The 20,662-nt window shown below is 42.7% G+C and carries 13 protein-coding genes; 4 read left to right on the plus strand and 9 right to left on the minus strand.

Features of this window, described 5'->3' with window-relative positions:
• Positions 1-186 precede the first annotated feature (186 nt).
• The 3 genes from ligA to smc form a co-directional block, all read right to left on the minus strand.
• Complete coding sequence (gene ligA, locus HII16_RS04660) at positions 187-2,208, minus strand: NAD-dependent DNA ligase LigA (RefSeq protein ID WP_169128002.1); 2,022 nt, start codon at positions 2,206-2,208, stop codon at positions 187-189.
• Positions 2,209-2,280: 72 nt separating this feature from the next.
• Positions 2,281-3,756 carry a cell division protein ZipA gene (gene zipA / locus HII16_RS04665; protein WP_248289491.1) on the minus strand — a complete coding sequence of 492 codons (1,476 nt, stop codon included), beginning with the start codon at positions 3,754-3,756 and terminating at the stop codon, positions 2,281-2,283.
• Between the two features lie 13 nt (positions 3,757-3,769).
• Positions 3,770-7,273, minus strand: a complete 3,504-nt coding sequence (smc, locus tag HII16_RS04670; RefSeq protein ID WP_169127894.1) for a chromosome segregation protein SMC — start codon at positions 7,271-7,273, stop codon at positions 3,770-3,772.
• Positions 7,274-7,541: 268 nt separating this feature from the next.
• On the opposite strand from smc, the gene cysZ reads away from it, so the two are divergent.
• A complete protein-coding gene (gene cysZ / locus HII16_RS04675) occupies positions 7,542-8,312 on the plus strand; it encodes a sulfate transporter CysZ (protein ID WP_169127896.1) in 771 nt (256 codons plus the stop codon).
• Positions 8,313-8,431: 119 nt separating this feature from the next.
• On the plus strand, positions 8,432-9,775 hold the full coding sequence (locus HII16_RS04680; protein WP_135440009.1) for an anti-phage deoxyguanosine triphosphatase: 1,344 nt from the start codon (positions 8,432-8,434) through the stop codon (positions 9,773-9,775).
• Here the strand turns inward: HII16_RS04680 and HII16_RS04685 are convergent.
• The 3 genes from HII16_RS04685 to HII16_RS04695 all read right to left on the minus strand — a co-directional run bounded on the left by HII16_RS04685 (position 9,772) and on the right by HII16_RS04695 (position 13,230).
• On the minus strand, positions 9,772-10,866 hold the full coding sequence (locus HII16_RS04685) for a patatin-like phospholipase family protein (protein ID WP_169127898.1): 1,095 nt from the start codon (positions 10,864-10,866) through the stop codon (positions 9,772-9,774). The genes HII16_RS04680 and HII16_RS04685 overlap by 4 nt on opposite strands.
• A gap of 114 nt (positions 10,867-10,980) precedes the next feature.
• The gene (locus HII16_RS04690; RefSeq protein WP_169127900.1) at positions 10,981-11,358 is read right to left on the minus strand and encodes a VOC family protein; all 378 of its coding nucleotides are present in this window, start codon (positions 11,356-11,358) and stop codon (positions 10,981-10,983) included.
• A gap of 57 nt (positions 11,359-11,415) precedes the next feature.
• Positions 11,416-13,230, minus strand: a complete 1,815-nt coding sequence (locus tag HII16_RS04695) for a serine/threonine protein kinase (RefSeq protein WP_169127902.1) — start codon at positions 13,228-13,230, stop codon at positions 11,416-11,418.
• Between the two features lie 273 nt (positions 13,231-13,503).
• Between HII16_RS04695 and HII16_RS04700 the strand changes: the two genes are divergently transcribed.
• Entirely contained in the window at positions 13,504-15,537 is a 2,034-nt protein-coding gene (locus HII16_RS04700) for a transporter substrate-binding domain-containing protein (protein ID WP_211183393.1), read from the plus strand.
• A 22-nt stretch (positions 15,538-15,559) separates the two neighbouring features.
• Here HII16_RS04700 and HII16_RS04705 read toward each other — a convergent pair whose 3' ends face one another.
• The 3 genes from HII16_RS04705 to HII16_RS04715 all read right to left on the minus strand — a co-directional run bounded on the left by HII16_RS04705 (position 15,560) and on the right by HII16_RS04715 (position 18,177).
• Positions 15,560-16,258, minus strand: coding sequence for an outer membrane beta-barrel protein (locus HII16_RS04705; protein WP_169127906.1), 699 nt, complete (start codon positions 16,256-16,258; stop codon positions 15,560-15,562).
• A gap of 375 nt (positions 16,259-16,633) precedes the next feature.
• The gene (locus HII16_RS04710; RefSeq protein WP_169127914.1) at positions 16,634-17,683 is read right to left on the minus strand and encodes a CNNM domain-containing protein; all 1,050 of its coding nucleotides are present in this window, start codon (positions 17,681-17,683) and stop codon (positions 16,634-16,636) included.
• Between the two features lie 107 nt (positions 17,684-17,790).
• Entirely contained in the window at positions 17,791-18,177 is a 387-nt protein-coding gene (locus HII16_RS04715) for a diacylglycerol kinase (RefSeq protein ID WP_169127919.1), read from the minus strand.
• 421 nt (positions 18,178-18,598) lie between these two features.
• Here HII16_RS04715 and HII16_RS04720 point away from each other — a divergent pair, with 421 nt between their 5' ends.
• Positions 18,599-20,506: an EAL domain-containing protein gene (locus HII16_RS04720; RefSeq protein ID WP_169127921.1), complete on the plus strand. Its 1,908-nt coding sequence runs from the start codon at positions 18,599-18,601 to the stop codon at positions 20,504-20,506.
• The last annotated feature ends 156 nt before the right edge of the window (positions 20,507-20,662 follow it).

Raw genomic sequence — 20,662 nt, forward strand, 5'->3', positions numbered from 1 at the left:
TAAGCTTCTATTCGTTAGGTTTAGGTTCTGGTTAGTTCGTTTTTGCTTTTATTATTGGCGATTTAGCGTCGCTGTTCTACATTGATGGACTTTATTAACACCCACAAAAAATCGCATACAGGGATTCACTGTATGCGATTTTTATCAGCAAGCAAAGCTTAATCCGTAATAGCGTATAACCTTGGCTTAAACACCATGGTGGCTAAATAACGCCAACATTTCATCTTCCGTTAATATATCGACGCCAAGATCCGTTGCTTTAGTTAACTTACTTCCAGCTTTTTCACCGGCAACAAGGTAATGGGTTTTAGCCGACACACTGCCCGACACCTTAGCTCCTAAAGATTGCAGCTTCGCTTTCGCCTCACTTCGCCCCATCTGACTTAGCGTACCAGTAAGAACATAAGTTTGATCTTTAAGCGGTAATTCATCGTCAGCTTTAACTTCAATATCAGGCCAATGAATGCCAGCGGTAAGCAAGGCATCAATCACCTCGTTATTGTGAGGCTGAGCAAAGAACTGCACAATGTTATTTGCCACCACATTACCAACATCACTTACCTCAAGCAATAAGTCTATACTTGCCTCACGTAATGCCGTTAGTGTCAAAAAGTGCTGAGCTAAATTACTGGCCGTTGTTTCACCAACCTCTCTGATACCAAGCGAATAAATAAATTTGGCTAATGTCGTTTGTTTAGAGTTGCTTAAAGAGCTAACCAAATTTTGTGCCGACTTGCTGCCCATGCGTTCTAACGTACTTAGCACAGTCTCATTTAACGCAAACAAATCCGCTGGCGTGTGAATCAACCTTTCATCAACTAATTGCTCAACTAATTTATCGCCTAGACCGTCGATGTCCATCGCTTTACGGGATGCAAAATGTTTAATCGCCTCTTTACGTTGCGCTTCACAAAACAATCCACCAGTACAGCGCAATACCGCTTCACCTACTTGTTTGTCGACGGCAGAGTCACATACAGGACAGGTTTGTGGGAAGATAATGTCCTTAGCCTTGTCGTCACGTTTGGCCATCACCACACTGACTACCTGCGGAATCACATCACCTGCACGACGAATGATCACCGTGTCATTAATTTTTAATGCCAAACGCTCTATTTCATCTTGGTTGTGTAATGTTGCATTAGAAACCGTCACACCACCGACGAAAACCGGCTGTAAACGTGCAACAGGGGTAATAGCGCCGGTTCGGCCCACTTGAAACTCAACATCTAATAATTGAGTCATTTCTTCTTGTGCAGGGAATTTGTAAGCGGTTGCCCAGCGTGGTGCTCGAGCAACAAAGCCAAGCGTTTGCTGCATGGCAATATCATCAACTTTTAAGACCACGCCATCAATTTCATAAGACAACTGCTCGCGTCGCGTTAAGATGTCTTGATAAAAAGCCTGACATTGCGAGGCATCGGACAATAATTTGCTCTCTGGGCACATTGGCAAACCAAGTTCTTTAACTTGCATTAAACGTTGAAAGTGACTGTCTGCCAACCAGCTTTCATCACTAACATAACCAAGACTGTAGGCGTAAAACGACAAGTTACGTTTGGCGGTGATACGAGAGTCCAATTGGCGTAAAGAGCCAGCGGCAGCATTGCGCGGATTGGCAAAAGCCTTTTCACCTTGCTTTATTGCCCGCTCATTAAGCATTTCAAAGCTTTGCTTTGGCATAAACACTTCGCCGCGCACTTCAAGCACGTCAGGAAAGTTACTACCACGCAACTTTAAGGGAATGGCATGAATTGTTCGCACATTTTCAGTAATGTTCTCGCCCGTACTACCATCACCTCGGGTTGCCGCTTGCACTAACAGACCTTGTTCATAGCGCAAGCTGACCGCCAAACCATCTAACTTAGGCTCTGCGGCAATAGCAAATTGCGAAGTATTCAAGCGCTCAGAGATGCGCTTAACAAATGCTTGCCACTCGTCATCAGAAAAGACATTATCCAAAGATAACATCGGCAATTGATGTGTCACTTGCGAGAATGATTTAAGCGGTGCACCACCAACTTTTTGCGAAGGAGAATCGAGTTGCACCAGCTCTGGATGGTCTTTTTCTAACGCCTGCAGTTCACGCATTAATCGGTCGTAATGCGCATCCGGCACACTTGGTTGATCCAATACATAATATTGGTAATTGTACTCGTTAAGCTCAGCAATGATTTGCTGCATTTTTTCTAAAATAGGGGTATTCATGGCTTGTTCAGACATAACGGATCACTTTAGATTAAAAAGCCCCATTGTGTGGGGCTTGATGATTCAATGAGATTAGTAACCGGCCAATCGGGCGCGGCGATCGAACTCACGTATTTTGCTCATATAGTGTTGCTCGGTTTGACGAGTCATAACACTGCGCTGTCCATCTAAGACTTGACCACCAAATTCATCGGCAATTTGCTTAGCTGCGCTCAGCATTTGCTTAAACACTTTTTGCGGGTCATTGGCATTAGGCAAGGTCATAAACATGGTAATACCGCGAGTGCTGAATTGCTCCATATTATCCAAGTCAAAAGTACCCGGATTAACCATATTAGCGACTGAGAAAGTTATTTTGCCGTTACCGGCATTGTCTTGATGGCGGTGGAAGATATTCATTTCACCAAACTTCAAGCCTAAGGTTAAGAAACACGGTAACAAGGCAGCACCACTGATTGCTTGTTGTTCAGGCATAACCACAGATAACGCCAATACTTCTTGTTCTAACTCAACTTTCTCACCACGCTCTACAGTATCAAAATCCATTTCCATTTGATTTCGTTTAACGGCTTTTTTGGCTTTGGTTGGTTTTGCAGTACTGGTTGTGGCTTTTGCTTTGGCTGCAGCTTTAACTGCGCCTTTAGCATTTTGCACCTTTGGCTCAGTCGCAACAGCGCTATTGTTTGCAGCGATGTCATCATCATCTAATGCACTCATGCTAGGCATCTCTGGCTCTGGCGCAGCGGGTTTAGACTCAAACACTGGCTCTTTGTAAACTGGCTCTTTGTAAATTGGCTCAAGCGTTACTTTGGCAGGTTTTGCCGTCACAGCGACATCTTTTGTAGCCGCAGCGTGTTGCGCCACACTCTGATCAGCGGCGACTTTCGCCGGCTCAGCTGTTGCGCTGCGAGCTTGACTGGTACTTACTGGTTCGGCACTGACCGAATCAGCTACCGCAGGAACCTCTTCAAAGCTTTGCTCAGCAACAGGCGCTGGCGTGTTCATTGCCTGAACGTTTTGCTCTGCATCACTTACGGCCTCAGCATTTTCAGCAATGGCATGTTGTGATTCTAAGGTATTTTCCAAGGCAGTCTTTGGCATAACTGAAGTTGCGTCGAGCATACTGGCATCAAGCGACTGTTGATTTTTGTTGTCCGATTTAGCGATAGGCTCAAGATCATCGTTACTTGGTGAAAAATCACGCTCAAGCACTTCAATCTCTTGCAATGTTGGCGCTTGCTCCATCAACTCTTCATCACTTACTGGTGGAGGATTATTTGAGGTGATCACTTCAAGCTCTTCGTCACTCGGCTCTGGCACCGAATTGTCAAGAACGACAGGTTTTGGCACACCAACACCAAGTTGATCAAAACCTTCTCGATCAAAATTACGAGCAACGTCGTCTTCAATAGAGGTTTCGACTTTGTCCGATTTGAGCTTTATTGGGTTTTTTCCATCTACATGGATTTTTCGACGTCCGTTCAGATAAATAGCGATGATGACGACGACACTTATAATTATTAATATATCTCTGAAACTGAATTCCATTACCAAGCCTGTTTTACACTGCCTCTGCCATAGCAACTGCTTCGTCAATATCAACGGCGACCATTCTTGAAACTCCAGGTTCGTACATGGTCACCCCTGTCAGGTGCGAAGCCATTTCCATGGCTATTTTATTGTGACTGATATAGATAAATTGCACTGTTTGCGACATTTCTTCAACCAATTTACAAAATCGTCCGACATTTGCATCGTCCAATGGTGCATCCACTTCATCGAGCATACAAAACGGCGCGGGGTTGAGTCTGAATATCGCAAATACCAATGATAATGCGGTTAGCGCTTTTTCACCACCAGAAAGTAAGTGAATTGTACTATTTTTTTTGCCTGGTGGCCTTGCCATAATGGTCACACCAGTATCAAGTAAGTCATCTCCGGTCAACTCTAAATAGGCACTACCACCACCAAAAACCTTAGGAAACAAAACCTTAAGGTCATTGTTGACCTGTTCAAAGGTCTGTTTAAACTTAGCTCGAGTTTCACGGTCAATTTTTGCTATGGCGGACTCCAGTGTTGCTAATGCTTGCTGTAAGTCATCATTTTGCTGATCGAGAAAGTTTTTACGCTGCGATTGTTGTTCAAACTCTTCAATCGCCGCCAAGTTAATCGCGCCAAGCGCCGATATTGATTTGACCACACGAGCCAATTTAATTTGCCACTGATTTTCAGAGGCTTTGCTATCTAATGCAGCCAGTATCGTATCGAGATCTTGCTGTAGCTCAGCCAACTGCTCTTTTGCACTGCCTGCTTTGAGTTTGTAGCTTTGCATATCAACAAGCAAATCTTGTATTGATTGTTGGCTCGCGCTAATGCGCTGCATGGCATTGTGCTGACACTCATTTAAGCGATCAATTTGCTGACTCGATTGCTGCAGTTGCTGATTTATTGCCGATTGCTGGGTATCCAATTTTGACCGTTCCTCTAGCATCGTTTGCAAACGCGCCTGTTGCTCATCAAGAGGTTGCAGATTTTGTTTAGCCTGTTGTTCTAATTCCTCTAATTGTTGCTGCAATTTTTGCCAATGTTCCGTTTCACGAACGTTGGCTTTTTCGATGGCGGCTAATTCACTAGTCAACTTTTGTTGCTTCAGTTGCAGCGATTGAGAACGCTGCATAGCAACTTTATGTTGGCTAGAACTATCTTGATACTGTCGCAGCAATTGCTCACGTTCATCGGCCATCGCAGTAAACGCCGACGCATCAATGGTGTTGTCCTCTGACAAATTATGTTGCTCAATTAATAACTCTTCATAACGAGTCATTTCCTGTTGCAACTGCTCCTGTTGCGCGGCAATCTGATCACGGATTTGACCTTGCTGATTATTTGTCAACTCAAGCTCTTGGCGCTTTAAGTGCACCGTCTGTTGCTGCTGTTGTAATGCCTCGTTAGTGGCACCACGTTGCTGTATATGCTGTGCGAGGGTTAGCTTTTGTTCGGCAACGATTTGCTGTTGCAATGTAAGTTGTTGTTGCGTATCAGCGAGGGATTGCTGTGCTGCGTGGTGTTGCGCTGTCAGCTCTTTAAGACGATTATGTCGTTCAAGTTGACCTTGTGAATCCGCTAAAACCCCTTTGCGTAACCATTGTTTCGACAACCATAATCCTTGCGGGCAGATCACTGACCAGCTGTTATCCGGTAACATGCCAATAAGCTCTATCGCCTGATCTTGCGTGTCGGCAACCAACACCTTGGCAAGTTTATCAGCCAATGCGTCACCACCAGCGACTTTAGACAACAAGGTGTGTTGCCCTGGTATCGCCTCAGGCAATGGCTGTTTATCGGTGCTTGTATCATTGCGAACCAACACCGCTTGCTCTAAATCACATGATTGCGGCCATTGTTCAACGTGTTGAGCCATAAGAAAATGCTCTAGCACCATTTCAACCGCAACTTCCCAACCCGCATCAACGCTCAGCTGTTGTGCGACACTTTCAAGCTCAGTAACACCTTGTTGTTGAAGATAATCAGATTGGCGTTTTTGCCAATCACTTTGATTGGCGTTTATAGAGTTCAATGCATCGATTTGCGATTGCAGCGCACCCCGCTGCAGTTTTTGCTGTTGCACCTCATCCAGAAGATTTTGTAATTTGTTTTGCTCGGTTAACAACGCGCTTTCACATTCTTCGACAACCGCTTGATGCTGTTGATAACGACTCGAACACTCTTGTTCGCTGAGTATTGCCTCTTCAATCTGCTGTTGTAATTGCTCAACATCAACCAGCGATGTTTGCTCTGTCAACTGACTCAGTCGCTGCTCTGTTTTTAGCAACAATTGATTTGTCGCGTCTATTTGGCTTTGATTGATGGCGACGCGCTTTTCGTAATCTGCTTGTTGGCGTTGCTGCTCATCCCATTGTCGTTGCCAGCTTTGTTGGCGCTGACTGATGTCCATTTGTTGTTGCGTCAATTCGTCAAGTTGGGCGCTGACAATCTCGAGTTCTGGTTCAATTTGGGTTAGTTGCTCATCCAACTCAGCTTGTTGTTGCTGATGTTGCTCAATGAGTTGCTTGCTCTCTTGCAAAGATTGCTGCAAACGTTGGTTATTCTCAGACAGCGATAGTTTTTGCGCTTTGACATGTTTGATGTTTTGTTCGACGCCGGCAATATTTGACGTTATTGCCAATTTTTTTTGATTAAGCAGCTCTAGCTTGTCGGTGCTATCATCTTGTCGCGTACGGGCGCGAATAATGTCCTTTTCCGCCTGTACTTGCTCAGCATTGAGTTTTTCTAATTCAGTTTGTAACTGCAATTCTTTACTGTGCAATGATTGCAATTTCAACTGACTATGGCGATATCGTATGCCCGCCAGTTCAGCTTTTAATTGACGCTCTTGCGCTTTTAATTCACGAAAACGAATGGCAGCTTGCGATTGGCCATGCAGTTTTTCCAAATTGACCGCTAACTCTTGGCGAATATCCGCCAAACGCAATAAATTGTCTCGGGTATGGCGAATGCGGTTTTCGGTTTCTCGGCGGCGCTCTTTGTATTTTGAGACCCCTGCCGCTTCTTCGATAAAAATGCGCAACTCTTGCGGTTTAGACTCGATAAGACGAGAAATCATGCCCTGTTCAATGATGGCATAGCTGCGCGGGCCTAGACCGGTGCCGAGAAAAATATCGGTAATATCTTTTCGACGGCATTTGCTGCCATTTAAATAGTAGGTATTTTGGCTATCACGATTAACCACGCGGCGAATCGATATTTCGCTGCGATCGGCCATAGAGCCAGCCAAATTTTGCGATGCATTATCAAACACCAACTCAACGCTTGCTTGGCCTACGGGTTTACGAGACGTAGAACCATTGAAAATGACATCGGTCATCGAGTCGCCGCGTAAGTTTTTAGCAGAGCTTTCACCTAAAACCCAGCGCACAGCATCGATAATATTGGATTTACCACACCCGTTAGGCCCAACAATAGCCGTCATGTCTTGTTCGAACGGCACATTGGTGACGTCGACAAAAGACTTAAAACCGGCGAGTTTGATCTTTTTTAGGCGCATAAAGTAACGAGTATTGATTCTTTTTTTAGGTATTTATTATTGTTTTTCTGCCTGAGTTGCAATGCTGAAAATATTGCGCAAAGGCTTATGCTTATTGAACTACTGTATCAAATAAACACACGCTTTGTAACATTTTTCGCTGTTGTTGCCAGCGCCTAATTCGTTATACTAAAAAACAGCTATGAATTTGTGTAAAAAGTGATTCATTACCCACTAAGCTTTAGCTTATAAGCACAGGGTAATTCACCGCAATAATAAAGGATAACAAATGACACGCAGTATTCGCGAGCCTATCGCCCAAGGTGGTGCGGGCTACTTTTTCAAAGGCTTTGAATTAATCAAAACACCAGGAATCCGCCGCTTTGTATTTGTGCCATTGATGGTCAATCTCATTTTATTTGGCGTCGCGTTTTATTATCTCACCTTATACATTAGCGATATCATCGTCGACTTTGAACAATGGCTTGGCACTGACTGGTCATGGCTGACCATGTTTGTCGAACCATTATTGTATGTCACCGCGCTGATATGTTTTTCATTTGTGTTTTCTACGTTTGCCAATTGGTTGGCGGCACCATTCAATGGTTTATTAAGTGAAAAAATTGAACGTCATTTGTCTGGTCATCAACTGGATGATTCCGGCTTCGCTGACGTTATTAAGGATATTCCCCGTACCCTAAGTCGCGAATGGTGTAAGTTAAAATACTACTTACCTCGCGCCATTGGCTTTTTTATCGTGCTATGGATATTGCCATTTTTTGGACAAATCATCTGGTTTGTATTTATCGCATGGATGATGGCCATTCAATATTGTGATTACCCTTTTGACAATCATAAAATCAATTTTATCGACATGCGCAGTAAGTTATCTGAGCATAAAGGCAAGTGTTTTGGTTTTGGCATTAGCGTCACTATTGCCGCGATGATCCCAATTGTTAACCTAATTGTCATGCCGGTTGCCATTTGCGGTGCCACAGCTATGTGGGTTGATTATTTTCAACGCGATTATGTTTCTGGCTACGACAGCAACGTCAGTTAAGCCTTAGCGTATATGCTAACTTAGAACAGAATAATATCTTACGGACACTCCCATATGATTGCCTAACGTATTTAAATTCAGTATGTTAAAGCTATAAGCCGGTCAAATGGGAGTTTTCAATGAATGAGAACTGGTTACAAAGACAAGATCAAGGAACACGATCACGAGTTTTAGATCATCGCTCACCGTTTCAACGGGATCGAGCTCGCATTCTGCATTCGGCTGCGTTTCGACGCCTGCAATCAAAAACCCAAGTCATGGGCGTTGGTCAAAGTGATTTTTACCGCACTCGACTCACTCATTCGCTAGAAGCCGCACAAATTGGCTCAGGGATATGCGCCCAATTACGCAATAAATACCCGACTCTAAGCCAACAGCTATTGCCCACTGAAGATGCCCTTATTGAGGCTGTGTGTTTAGCCCATGATATCGGCCATCCGCCCTTTGGTCATGGCGGCGAGGTGGCGCTTAATTTTATGATGCATAACTTTGGTGGTTTTGAAGGCAATGGGCAAACCTTTCGCATTGTTACCAAGCTCGAACCATACACTGAACATTTTGGCATGAATTTAACACGGCGCACCTTATTGGGCTTGATCAAATACCCGCAAGTGGTTGAGCGACTCGCCAATCAACAAGCACAAACTCCGCCGGTTAACTTTCGCCAATTAAAAGCTGGTGATTGGCACCCACCTAAAGGTTTGTATAAAGACGACCTTAAGATCATTGACTGGGTGCTTGCACCATTGTCAGAAAAAGATCGCAATGAATTTCAAAAGGTCATTGTTAATGGCAATGGGCATCACAAAACCTGCTATAAATCACTCGACTGTTCAATCATGGAATTAGCCGATGATATTGCTTACGGCATTCACGATATGGAAGACGCCATTGTCACCCGTGTTGTCAGTCGTGAAAGCTTTGAGCAAAACGTTGTGCGACCGCTAAGTGAGCTCGATGATGAATTTTTAAATAAACACACCACAGCAATATTTGAAAAGTTATTTTCTTATAAGCGCTATCTGCAAAAAGATGCCATCGGTATGCTGGTGAATTATCTGATCACTCATATTGAGTTGCAGGATTTAAATGACAGCATTGGCACCAACTTCCAAGAGCCTTTATTGCGCTACAACGCCGCATTGCCTGCAAAGCAAGCCCAAGCATTAAAAATATTCAAAGATTACGTCTACAAATTTGTGATCAAGCAACCCGACATCCAACGAATGGAATATAAAGGCCAACAGATTGTAATGGAGTTGTTTGAAGCGTTTGCCAGTGATCCTGCTCGATTGTTGCCAATTTCGACCAATGAACGTTGGCAAGTTGCGTGTCAACAAGGTGAAAACCCGCATCGCGTCATTGCCGACTATTTATCCGGGATGACCGATGAGCACGCTATACGGGTTTATGACAGTTTATTTTTGAGCCAAGGTTTGAATAAAAGCCAAGATTTATACTAACCAATCAATTGCACTGGCAGGTGTTCTGGAGCGAGTTGGCATAAGTCATCAAACTCAGCAGCTAAACGGCTGCTTTCGGCGACCACTTGCAGAAAGTAATCGATGCGTTGTTGTTCAGATAAGGTTTTAAAATCCGTGCGATCGGGAATCTTATGGTACGGTAAACTGCTGACAAACTGCTGACTTGGGCTTAACACCAACACGTTATCAAAATACTCTTGGTTGCTGTATCTGTGTTTTACGTATTTATCGAACCAACCGGGTTTAAATTTATGATGGAAATGCGGATACAATACCAGTCCCTCTTTAGACGGGTTACCATCTACCGTCACCGGTCGCGTTAAAAACCGCTGATCGAAATGATAATCAATAATGCCACCATCGCGATACATGCCAGGTCCTGCGCCGCTGATGTCTCTCACCCCGCCAATAAGCAGTGGAATAGCCCCTGTCGCCAATAACGCATCATAGGTATTGTCCGCCGATAACGCCACCTGTTTTGAGTCAATGCCATCGTTATAATCAAACGGTGCGGTAGATTGATTTTGTGAGAAAATAATTCGTTGATAATGTTTCGATAAACGTTTGCGACTGCGCGCATTAGCCATCGCACTGGCCAGTAAACCACCTAACTGCAACACAGGATTCTCATGGCGACTTAAGCCTTTTGAACGAGCGACAATGATATGATTACTAATGTTGGGATTATTGATGATTTCATTCACCCCATTTTGCCCCAGCACATGTTGTAAAAGCTGTTCAGATTGCGCTGTCACTTGTTGTTTATTGGCTTTTTTTGGATAACTTAAATTGGCATAACCATCTATCAAGCGGTTTATAGCCGCGAGCTTGTCATTTTGCGCGTAACAACTGAACCGCCAGGCTCCGGCTGATGATCCCAAGGTATCTAGCGGCGTTGTTCTGTCTTTAAAAAAATCACCACAAAAATAACGATCGAGGCCTGCTAATACAAACCATTTGGGTCCACCACTGGCACCCACCAAGGTGGTAAAAAGATCTGGCTGTAAGCCGTATTGCTTGATGGTGTGATATGCCGTTTTACCTGCATACAAGGTTAATGAACTGCTCACTTGTATTATCTTCGCTTATGTCAATTATCGAGCTTTGTTCGTCTTTGTGTTGCTCGAGTTTACTTGGTTCGTCTTTACGCTGTTTTGTCTTTATGACGGTTTGCCTTTACTGCACTAGCCTTTGTAATACAAGGCACAGTGGGCTCCTGCGGGGTCTTTAACGATCACGTATCTGTCGCTGCCCATAGATTTAATGTCGGTCACCATAGCACCGCCATTTTGCTCTACCGCACTAACAGCCTGATCAATATCGGCAACCAGAAAGTACGGTAACCATACCGGTGGTAAATCCGCATTGCCACCCCGAGCATGACAAATTCCGGCTTGCGCATCACCGCCTTTGGGGCTCAACATAACAAAGTCTTCATAGTCTCCCATCGACACATTATCGGATTTCCAACCGATGACCTGTTGATAAAAATCTCGAACGCTTTCGGCATCATCGACGGTTAAATCAAGCCATGCCATATCACCTATGTTATTTTTGTCCATACTGTAGTCCTCGTTTGACTGTGCCGTTTTGTCAGGCAAAGGTTGCCGCTAACAAAACTATTTGGGATTTTTTGGATAGTAATGCTCAGGTAACTGATTTATATGTTCAAAAAACCGTGTGTCTTTATAAGGTAGCTTCATAAAACCAGCAATTCCAAGCTCATCAATGCTCGGCAATAATTCGAGAAGTTGTTGTAAGCACTGTTCAAATTGTTGCTTTTTACTGTGATCGAGCAGCATTAAATAGCTGTGAATTTTGAGATGTTGTTCCAGCACCTCAAAAATAATACAACCGGTATGATGAATGCTATTCATTTCTTTAAGAACCTGCATCACATTGTCGGGTAAATGCAAATACTCATCAGGGTCTTTACCGTCTTCAAAATATGAGTGCAAATGCGATACATTTTCTAAATCAGTGATTGCCGAGACTTCAAATGGAATGCGCTGGCCATTATTTTCAAATGGTGCAGTGCGTGTGTCACGTTCAAAATGCAGCGTATCTTTGGCGTTAAATAAGCAAGATTTAAAAATACCGACGCGATAAATACCTTGCGCCAAATAGATCATATTATTGACCGCCGCCTGAAACGAATACTCTAACGACGGATCATATAAGGTGATATTGGAATCAACATAAACGCCGTCTTTTTCCCAGCGCACAGCAAGACCACCGACCACAGGGTATTTTGCTAAGCGACTGACCGCGGCAATAAACGCCTTTTCCGTTGCGCCCATACCAGCGAGGTAGTTTTTATAATATTTTTCCAGCTGCACATCATCAACGTCATACAAGCTTTGCTCGCTGCCCTGCTCTCTTAAAAAAGACTTACGAGAGCCATAGACAACGGTTTCGATATCTTCTTCATGGCGTCTAAGCCAAACAGGAATTAACGGTTCAACTGCAGGTTTGGTTGGTGTATCTGATAACACCAGCTTTTTTAACATGCCAAGGTTGTTAAAAAGATAGTCACCGGCTTGGCGACGCAATACAGGGTCATCGCCGAGCATGGCATCAATTGGTTTGGCTAGAATTTGCGGTAAGCCAAGCGAGCTTGCGGTTATCACCTTGTAGCCATAACGACATGATTGACCTGATGCTAAGGCATAAATGGTTGCCGCCATGCCTTGCTCATCAAATCTGGGGCTGGATAAACCGCCGTTGAGCTGTTCCTCACCGATAAAATAGATATCACCCATGCGAGAATTGGTTTGCTGGATATCAGAGCTCATCAAATCCATAACATTGGTCGCGGTACTGTTGCCCTGTTTATCCAACTGTGCCCATACTGACGAGCCCCAATCGATCAACTGCAGCGATTGCTTGGCGTCATCCCAAACAATGTTTGATGGTTTGATATCACCATGAACCACGGGTTTTAGCATACGGTTATGTTTTGGATCAGCAATATAAGTGAGTAGCTCGATCATTAAAATCGTAATGTTAACGATTTGCTCTGCAGGCAACGGCCCCTGCTTTAACGAAATAACCTCTAAATCTTCGCCTTTGGCGCGGCTCATATGGATAATGGACTGGCGCTTAATTTTTAAATATTCATACAACCGAGGAATGGCAGCGTGGCTCAGGGCGTCTTGCATTTGCGCTTCTTCTTCCAACCTATCTTGCACATGCAACGGCAAATCAAGTCGCGAAAACTTAAAGACTTGCGGTTGGTTGTTGTCGTCTTCGCCCTCAAAGACAAAACCGTAGGCACCTTTACCAATCATTTCTACATTACTGTAGCCAAGACGATTGAGCTGTTTAATACAAAGTTCCATCCATTTTTTAAGCTTTGCGGCGTCTTTCGAACTAAGCAAATAAATGGATTGGTCTTCAGCGATATAAAAATGTTTTAGCTTTTTTTCTGCCACAAAAATCTCTTGCAGATCTTATGCTTGCCTGCGATACATGATAATCATTATTACAAGCAAATTAAGCATTGTGAATTTAATTTTCAATTTGTTGCTTGGTTGATGCGCAACTAACTGCTGTTGGCTATGCTTAGAGAGATGAATTATAAAAAATTCGACGTTAGGCAAAAATCACCATCGCGAAACTGCAAGGCTTGGCTAGGCTCTTGTTTTAGCTCTTGTTTTAGCTCTTGGTTTAGTCGCTTAGTTATGGTCATGTTGTGCGCCTTGTCTTTGCTCGCATTTAAACCATTTGCCAAGGATTCAACAAACAACGCCAACAGCAAGGCAACGCAACAAGCACAACAAACACAAAAAAACGTACTGCGAGTATTGGTATGGTCAGGTAATGAAAACTACCTGCCTAGAGCCGGCTCACCGCCGAATCTTGACCGAGACTATCTCGAATTATTCGCCGATAGTCATGGCCTAAATCTGGAGTACATTGAAAAACCGTCGTTTGAGCAGCTTATCCCCGCCCTACTGTCTAATGAAGGCGACATTATTGCCGCCAATATGACCGTAAATAAACTTAGGCAGGAGCAGGTTGATTTTACCTTGCCTATCACAGAAACACCTGAGTATATTGTCTTAGGTAAAAACAATAAGGCATTAACGGCCGCAAAAGACCTCGATGGTCGAAAAATAGCGGTGCAACCTGGCACCTCGCATGCCATAACCGCTTTAGGTCTTGCCAACGTCTATCCAAACATTCAAATCGAACAGATACCAGCCAAGACCACGAGAGATAAACTATACGACGCCTTGGCTAAGGGAGAATACGACTTAACCATCGTTGACGGCAACATAATCGACTCAACCTTAAAATACCGCGATGATATCGTCAAAAGCCTGCAAGCCAACGTCGCTAGAAGCATCGCTTGGGCGGTAAGAAAAGACTCTGCGACCTTAAAACAGCAACTCAATACCTTTTTACAACAACAGCTAAGCGCACAGCAAGACAGTGAATCCGTCACCGCATGGCAAACAATCACTAAACGGCGCACCATTCGCATAGTCATGCGCAATACCATCTCATCCTATTACCTTTGGAAAGGCCAATTAATGGGCTTTCATTATGAGTTAGCCAAAGACTTTGCTAAACAACACAAGCTTCGTTACGAAATTTTGGTTGCTGATGACAATATTGAAATGTTTGAAATGATCAAAACTGGAGAAGCCGATATCGCGCTAGGCTTTTTCACGCCAAACCAGCACAGAGCCGAGCAAGGGCTAGCGTTTTCACGCCCATACCACTACGCCAGCGAGCAAATTGTTGCTGGCCCGAATGATCCACCTATCGAGTCGGTCCACGATTTAAAGTACCGTAATATTGCGGTTCGTAAATCCAGTTCTTATTATCAAACCCTTATGGATTTACAATCCATCATTCCGCAGATAACCGTCAGTGAAGCCCCTGAAGAATACGATACCGAACAAATTATCGAAGGCGTTGCCAGTGGCGAATTTGATTTAACCCTAGCGGATAATCATTTAGTCGATATGGAGCTCAACCTTGATACCAAGATCACGCCAAGCATCTTTATAGGAAAAGAAAAAGCACAAAGCTGGATATTCAAAGATGGCAACAATCAGCTAAGAGAAAAAATAGACAGCTATATCAAACGTACCTATCGCGGTCTTTTTTACAACCTCATCCACAAGCGATATTTTGAAGCCGACGGATTAATTGATAAGCACCATGATGCCTACGAAAACCTGCAAGCTGGCGGCAATTTATCACCTTACGATGAGATTGTTGAAAAATACGCAGCACAATATGGCTTTGATCCACATTTACTGATCGCACAAATGCACCAAGAAAGTCGCTTTGATCCCAACGCTACGTCTTTTGCTGGAGCTCAAGGCTTATTTCAAATAATGCCTCGCACGGCAAAGCAACTCAATATTATCGATGTTACAGATCCTGAAAAGGGTATCCATGCTGGGATAAAATATATGGCATGGGTCAGTGAACGCATGCAAGAGCAAGAGGTTCGCGACGACCAATTAACCTGGTTTACCTTGGCATCTTATAATGCCGGTCCTGGTCATGTTATTGATGCGATGCGTTTGGCTGAGCAAAAAGGTTGGCAACGGGACATTTGGTTTAACAATGTTGAACGGGCAATATTATTGCTGTCGCAGCGTAAGTATTCCGCTAAAGCTCGTTATGGTTATGTTAGAGGCCAAGAACCAGTGACTTACGTACGCAATATTCGCCGCAAATACTTGATGCTTAAAGACGTAGTGACCACCTCTCAATAACAATTGATGACCTTATATCTGATTAGAATTGATAATGGATACCGAACGATACCAGCTCAAAGTCCTGATCTACGTCGAGTAAATTTGGATGGTGATTATTGTCATCGGACTCAAGTTCAGCTTCAACGTAGTCGTAACTTAATCGAATCGCGATATTGTCGGTGATATCAAACTGAGTACCAGCGCCCAAAGAAAAGCCAATACCAGTCCAGTAATCGCTGTCACTGTGGCTAAATTCCTCACCGTGTTTGTCATAGTCTTCGGTATATATCATCACCCCAAGACCGGCTTTAACAAACAACGACCATGATGGGTATATATGAAAATGATAGCTAGGGGTGAGCGTAATAACGGTAAGATATACATCATCAATCGGCAGTTCAGATGGTCTGCCCTGCATATCCATGACAATAAACAGCATGCCTTCTAAAGACCACACATCGGCAAAATTAAACCCGGAGTATAAGCCAAAGCCTTGTTCATCTTGCGATTGCTCGTATTTAATCCCATCAAACACCGAAGACGCGTCAAATTCCGTGGTCATGTCGGCATTACCGGCCATCAAGCCTAAATAGAAATACGACCCATCATGCTCCGCTTCAGCCTCAGTATCTTGGGCGCCGTCAAAGTATTCAGTATCTTGTGTGTGTGCCGCCAATGGCAACAATATGCTGAGCAAACTAAGTCCAGTGACAACAAGCCGCTTAATAACGTTCGCCATAAATACCTTATTGTTTTTAGCATCGATATACCTATAAAACTGAGTATAGGCAAAGATCAAGATTTCGCTAAAATTTGAACTTTGACAATGCCTTACAATGGCCATGGGCGTAATGAGGCTGTGTCTTAGGGTTATTTTGCAGTGTCTCTTTTAACCTATCCTGACAACATATCCCAACAACATATCCCAACAACATATCCTGACAACACCTCTCTACAACACCTACTAACAACAGCTGCCGGCAATATCTTCCGGAAATAATTACCGCTTAACCGGTACGCTTAACCGGTACGCTTAAAATTACTGAATATAGACATAAAAAAGCATCGCTTTGGCGATGCTTTTATTCAAACTTGTTATGCAACATTACTCGGTTTATTCGTCCGGTAATGTGTTTAACTTTTTGCGTAAACGCTCGCGATACTTAGTTTTCGCTAGCTTTTGCATATCTGCCACTTTATCACTTTCATCAACGATCTCTCGACCGAGTATGGTCTCTATGGCATCTTCGAGGGTGACAATACCTGCCGTTTGACCAAAGTGATCTTCGACCAAGAAAATGTGTTCGCCGCGTTTAATAAACAAATCCAATAAATTAAGCACCGGAAAATTTTCGGAAATACGGTAGATAGGTTTAGAAATCGCTTTAAGTTGCAACTCACCTTTGCCTTGACGATCGTTTTCATAGAGTTGACCTTTAATGATCACCCCAGTGATATTATCAATACTGCCCTTGTATACCGGCATGCGGGTAAAAACAGCGGTTTGCTCTGTGGTAAGCGCATCAACAACTTTAGTCTCTTCATTTAATGCATGAACTACCGATCGTGGCGTTAAAATATCTTCAGTTTTTGCTTCACGCAAGGTCAAAATATTTTCAATCAGTTGGTTTTCTTGACTGACCATTTTGCCATCTTTGTAACTCAAGCTTACCATTGCCAGGACTTCTTCACGGGTAGTACCGTGGCTCGATTTTGAAGAAAACAACTTGGTGATACGGGTAGATAACCACACCAATGGAAACACCAGCTTAACCAAAATAGAAATCATATAAGCCGATGGAATCGCCAATTGACGCCAAAATGTTGCACCAATGGTTTTTGGAATAATCTCAGACAAGTACAAAATGGCTAAGGTTAAAACGAAGGCGATTAAGGTTTCCCATTTTTCACCGAATAGTTTTATCGCTTGTGCGCCTACCCCAGCCGCTCCCATGGTATGAGCAAAGGTATTAAGAATCAAAATGCTGGAAATGGACTGATCTAAATTGTCCTTCATTTTTGCCAGCATTGCCCCACCACGTTGTTTTTCTTGTTCTTTTTGAGCAATAAAGCTCGGTGTGATGGATAAGAGTACCGCCTCTAGTATCGAACATAAAAACGATACGCCAATAGCAATACTCAAATAAATAATTAGTAGTGTCATAAACCTTTAAACTAGTGTTGATAGACTGATAAGTGTAATCAATAGTCGCTAAAACTGTTACTACAAACCAGTAACAATTCGCAATTAAGCGTTATTTAGACAGTCAATTACCGTAATAATTCGCCAAGGTATTGATATAGCGTTATAAAAAATACAACACTCATAAACACCAAAGCAACAAAAACAATGGCAGAACCGATATCTTTAGCTCGACCAATCAAAGGGTCATGTTCAAGACATACTTTGTCGGCTAAAGCTTCCAAAGCAGAATTGACCAACTCTGCAAACAGTACAAAAATCATACTGAAAAACATCCACAACCATTGCTGAAAATCACTGGCGATAACAATTGAGATAGGAAAAAGTAGCAAACACAACAACGCTTCTTGACGAAAAGCGGCCTCATGTTGCCAAGCGGCACGAAAGCCCTTGATAGAGCAATAACCGGCCTTAATTATGCGCCCAAGCCCGGTACCATTAGGTTTATTGGTCATAAATCTTTATTAATTATCATCGATAATGCTCATTATATTCGAGCTTATGAATGAATGCGAGCCTTAAAAACGCCCCGTTAATACTGTAAAAAATGCATTTAAATCAGTCGTCTAGTAAACGTTACAGCTACGGCAATGATGTTTATGCGTTTGTCCGCTGCTAAGTGAATAATATATTGCTTTTGCATGACAATTTTAATATTTTAGATAGACCTCAATATCATTGGTGGCTATTGGATAATTAAAGTAGCGTTAATTGCGCCTTTAATTAGTAACATTTGCGTAGATGATTAGGATGCTAAGCGATTGTCTTAGGTTATTGAGGCAGGGATATTTGCTAATAATAATAAGTAGAGTGTGTTAACCATCTCGTTAAATAAAACGCTAAGTTAACATGCCCTGGAAAACAGGATTCATTTTCATGTCGTCGTTTTCACGAATTTTTTTCAAGAATCTGATCATTACCTTGGCGGTTACCGTCATCTATGTGATTTTCAGTATCTACAGCCTCACTGGTTTTGTTGAAGAAGCCCAAAATGATCATAAAGTCAGCTTAAATAAGATCACTGAACATTATCAGGGTGACGATCTAAAAGGCTTTTCTAAACAATTGAAGTTAGCGTTCGAATATGACGAGCTGAAGATAACTGATCTTAATAATCAACCGATATACAGTTATAAAAATTCCTCTGCCAGTCCATCCCTACTGGCTTTGGTCGGTATGGATATTGCGCCTAGCAAGATAAAAAACAACAACTTAGGCATATACATCTCTTACAAAGTTAATAACGACGAGTTGTATGCGGTATATTACAAAATCACCTCATTTATTGCCTTAGTCATGATTTTGGTGTTGTTTGCCGGTTCGATGATTTCCGCAAAAATGACCGCAAGAGCATATCGTCGTGCCTCGCAAAACGTTTCAGAGAATATTGCCAAAGAAATTAAAACAGCTATCGAAAACCGAGATACGGCAACAAAGTTGGCCTTACCGACTGAGTTTTCTGATGTAAACAAAGTCTTAGTCGAGTTGAAAACCTTTGTCGCAAATAAAGTGATTCGAACCCAACAACTCGAACAAACAGCGTTTGTTGATACCCTAACCGAATTAGAAAATCGCAGTGGTTTTGTTGATAACTATGACGAGTACGTTAAAAAATATGGCGATTCTGCGTTTGGTGTTTTGATCATCACCCGTTGCTCTGAGTTATTAACCATTAATAAAGTGCATGGTTATCAAGAAGGTGACCGTTATATTTGCCAAGTGGCCAATATTCTAAAAGCTCAATGTAAGCACATCGAAGGCTCTAAACTTTATCGCCTTAATGGTTCTGACTTTGCGACCTTTTTACCGAACATTACCGTTAAAGCATCTGAAAAGTTTTGTGACGAGCTAACCGGCTTATTTAATGAGTACCAGCAGTTGGCTGATTTCGACTCTATCGCCTACTCAGGTATTGTTAAGTTAGATACCAAACGCCCATTGGGTGAGTTATTAGCGATTGCTGACTCGGCCATCTCTGTTGCACAAACTCGCAATAAGAACGCTTGGTTTGTCCAACAAGATCCAGAGCTATTGCATAGCGATACCGCAACCTATGGTAATCAAACCTGGAGCAAAGAAATTGACTTTGTTATTGAAAACCAGAGCGTTTCGTTGCTACAGCAAATCATTCAACCAAGCAGCCGTAACAATCGTATTTATCACGAGATACTGTCGCGCTTTACCAGTTCTGAAGGTGAAACATTGCCAACCGCAACGTTTATCGCCATGGCAGAGAAGCTTGATAAAATCATTCTAATCGACCGCTTAGTTATTGAAAAAACCCTAGCGGAAATAAAAGAGAAAAACATAAGTAGCCAATTTTTTGGTATCAACTTGTCGACCCGCTCGATTCATGACGAGCATTTTGTTATTTGGTTAGAGCGCCGCTTATTAAAAGATCACGATATCGCAACACGATTGGTGTTTGAAATCAGTGAGTTTGGTTTAGAGCAAAATATCCGTGGCAGTAAATACTTTATCGACATGGTACATCGTGTGGGTGCGCGTATTTGTGTTGAGCATTTTGGTGTTGGTATCACCTCATTTAAATTCTTCCGCGAACTATCACCAGATTATGTGAAAATGGACGGTAGCTACACTCGTGATGTTCACTTAGATAAAAACAACCAGTACTTCTTGCGTTTGATGATTGACTTAGCGCACCGACTTGGCATTCGCGTATTAGCTGAAAGTGTTGAAACACAAGAAGAAAAATATACCTTTGATGAAATATTCATTGACGGCTGTCAAGGCTATTACTTAGGTAAACCGGAAGCGCTTTAAAGCGCTTTCGTTATTTTTTAAGCAACAATTTTACCCGTCTTAGTTTAATTTAGTTCTATAAAGATTAAAAAATCAGCAATTAAAAATAACCTTACTAACAACAAGTTGTTAAATTGCATATAAACTAGGATAATAACCTCAGTGATTCTAACAAAT

The organism is Thalassotalea sp. Y01 (assembly GCF_012932945.1).
GTDB lineage: Bacteria > Pseudomonadota > Gammaproteobacteria > Enterobacterales > Alteromonadaceae > Thalassotalea_A.

Excerpts from the sequence above, each read along its gene's own strand:
- ligA (WP_169128002.1), bottom strand. The coding sequence starts at position 2,208 with ATGAATACCCCTATTTTAGAAAAAATGCAGCAAATCATTGCTGAGCTT.
- zipA (WP_248289491.1), bottom strand. The coding sequence starts at position 3,756 with ATGGAATTCAGTTTCAGAGATATATTAATAATTATAAGTGTCGTCGTC.
- smc (WP_169127894.1), bottom strand. The coding sequence starts at position 7,273 with ATGCGCCTAAAAAAGATCAAACTCGCCGGTTTTAAGTCTTTTGTCGAC.
- cysZ (WP_169127896.1), top strand. The coding sequence starts at position 7,542 with ATGACACGCAGTATTCGCGAGCCTATCGCCCAAGGTGGTGCGGGCTAC.
- HII16_RS04680 (WP_135440009.1), top strand. The coding sequence starts at position 8,432 with ATGAATGAGAACTGGTTACAAAGACAAGATCAAGGAACACGATCACGA.
- HII16_RS04690 (WP_169127900.1), bottom strand. The coding sequence starts at position 11,358 with ATGGACAAAAATAACATAGGTGATATGGCATGGCTTGATTTAACCGTC.
- HII16_RS04705 (WP_169127906.1), bottom strand. The coding sequence starts at position 16,258 with ATGGCGAACGTTATTAAGCGGCTTGTTGTCACTGGACTTAGTTTGCTC.
- HII16_RS04710 (WP_169127914.1), bottom strand. The coding sequence starts at position 17,683 with ATGACACTACTAATTATTTATTTGAGTATTGCTATTGGCGTATCGTTT.
- HII16_RS04715 (WP_169127919.1), bottom strand. The coding sequence starts at position 18,177 with ATGACCAATAAACCTAATGGTACCGGGCTTGGGCGCATAATTAAGGCC.
- HII16_RS04720 (WP_169127921.1), top strand. The coding sequence starts at position 18,599 with ATGTCGTCGTTTTCACGAATTTTTTTCAAGAATCTGATCATTACCTTG.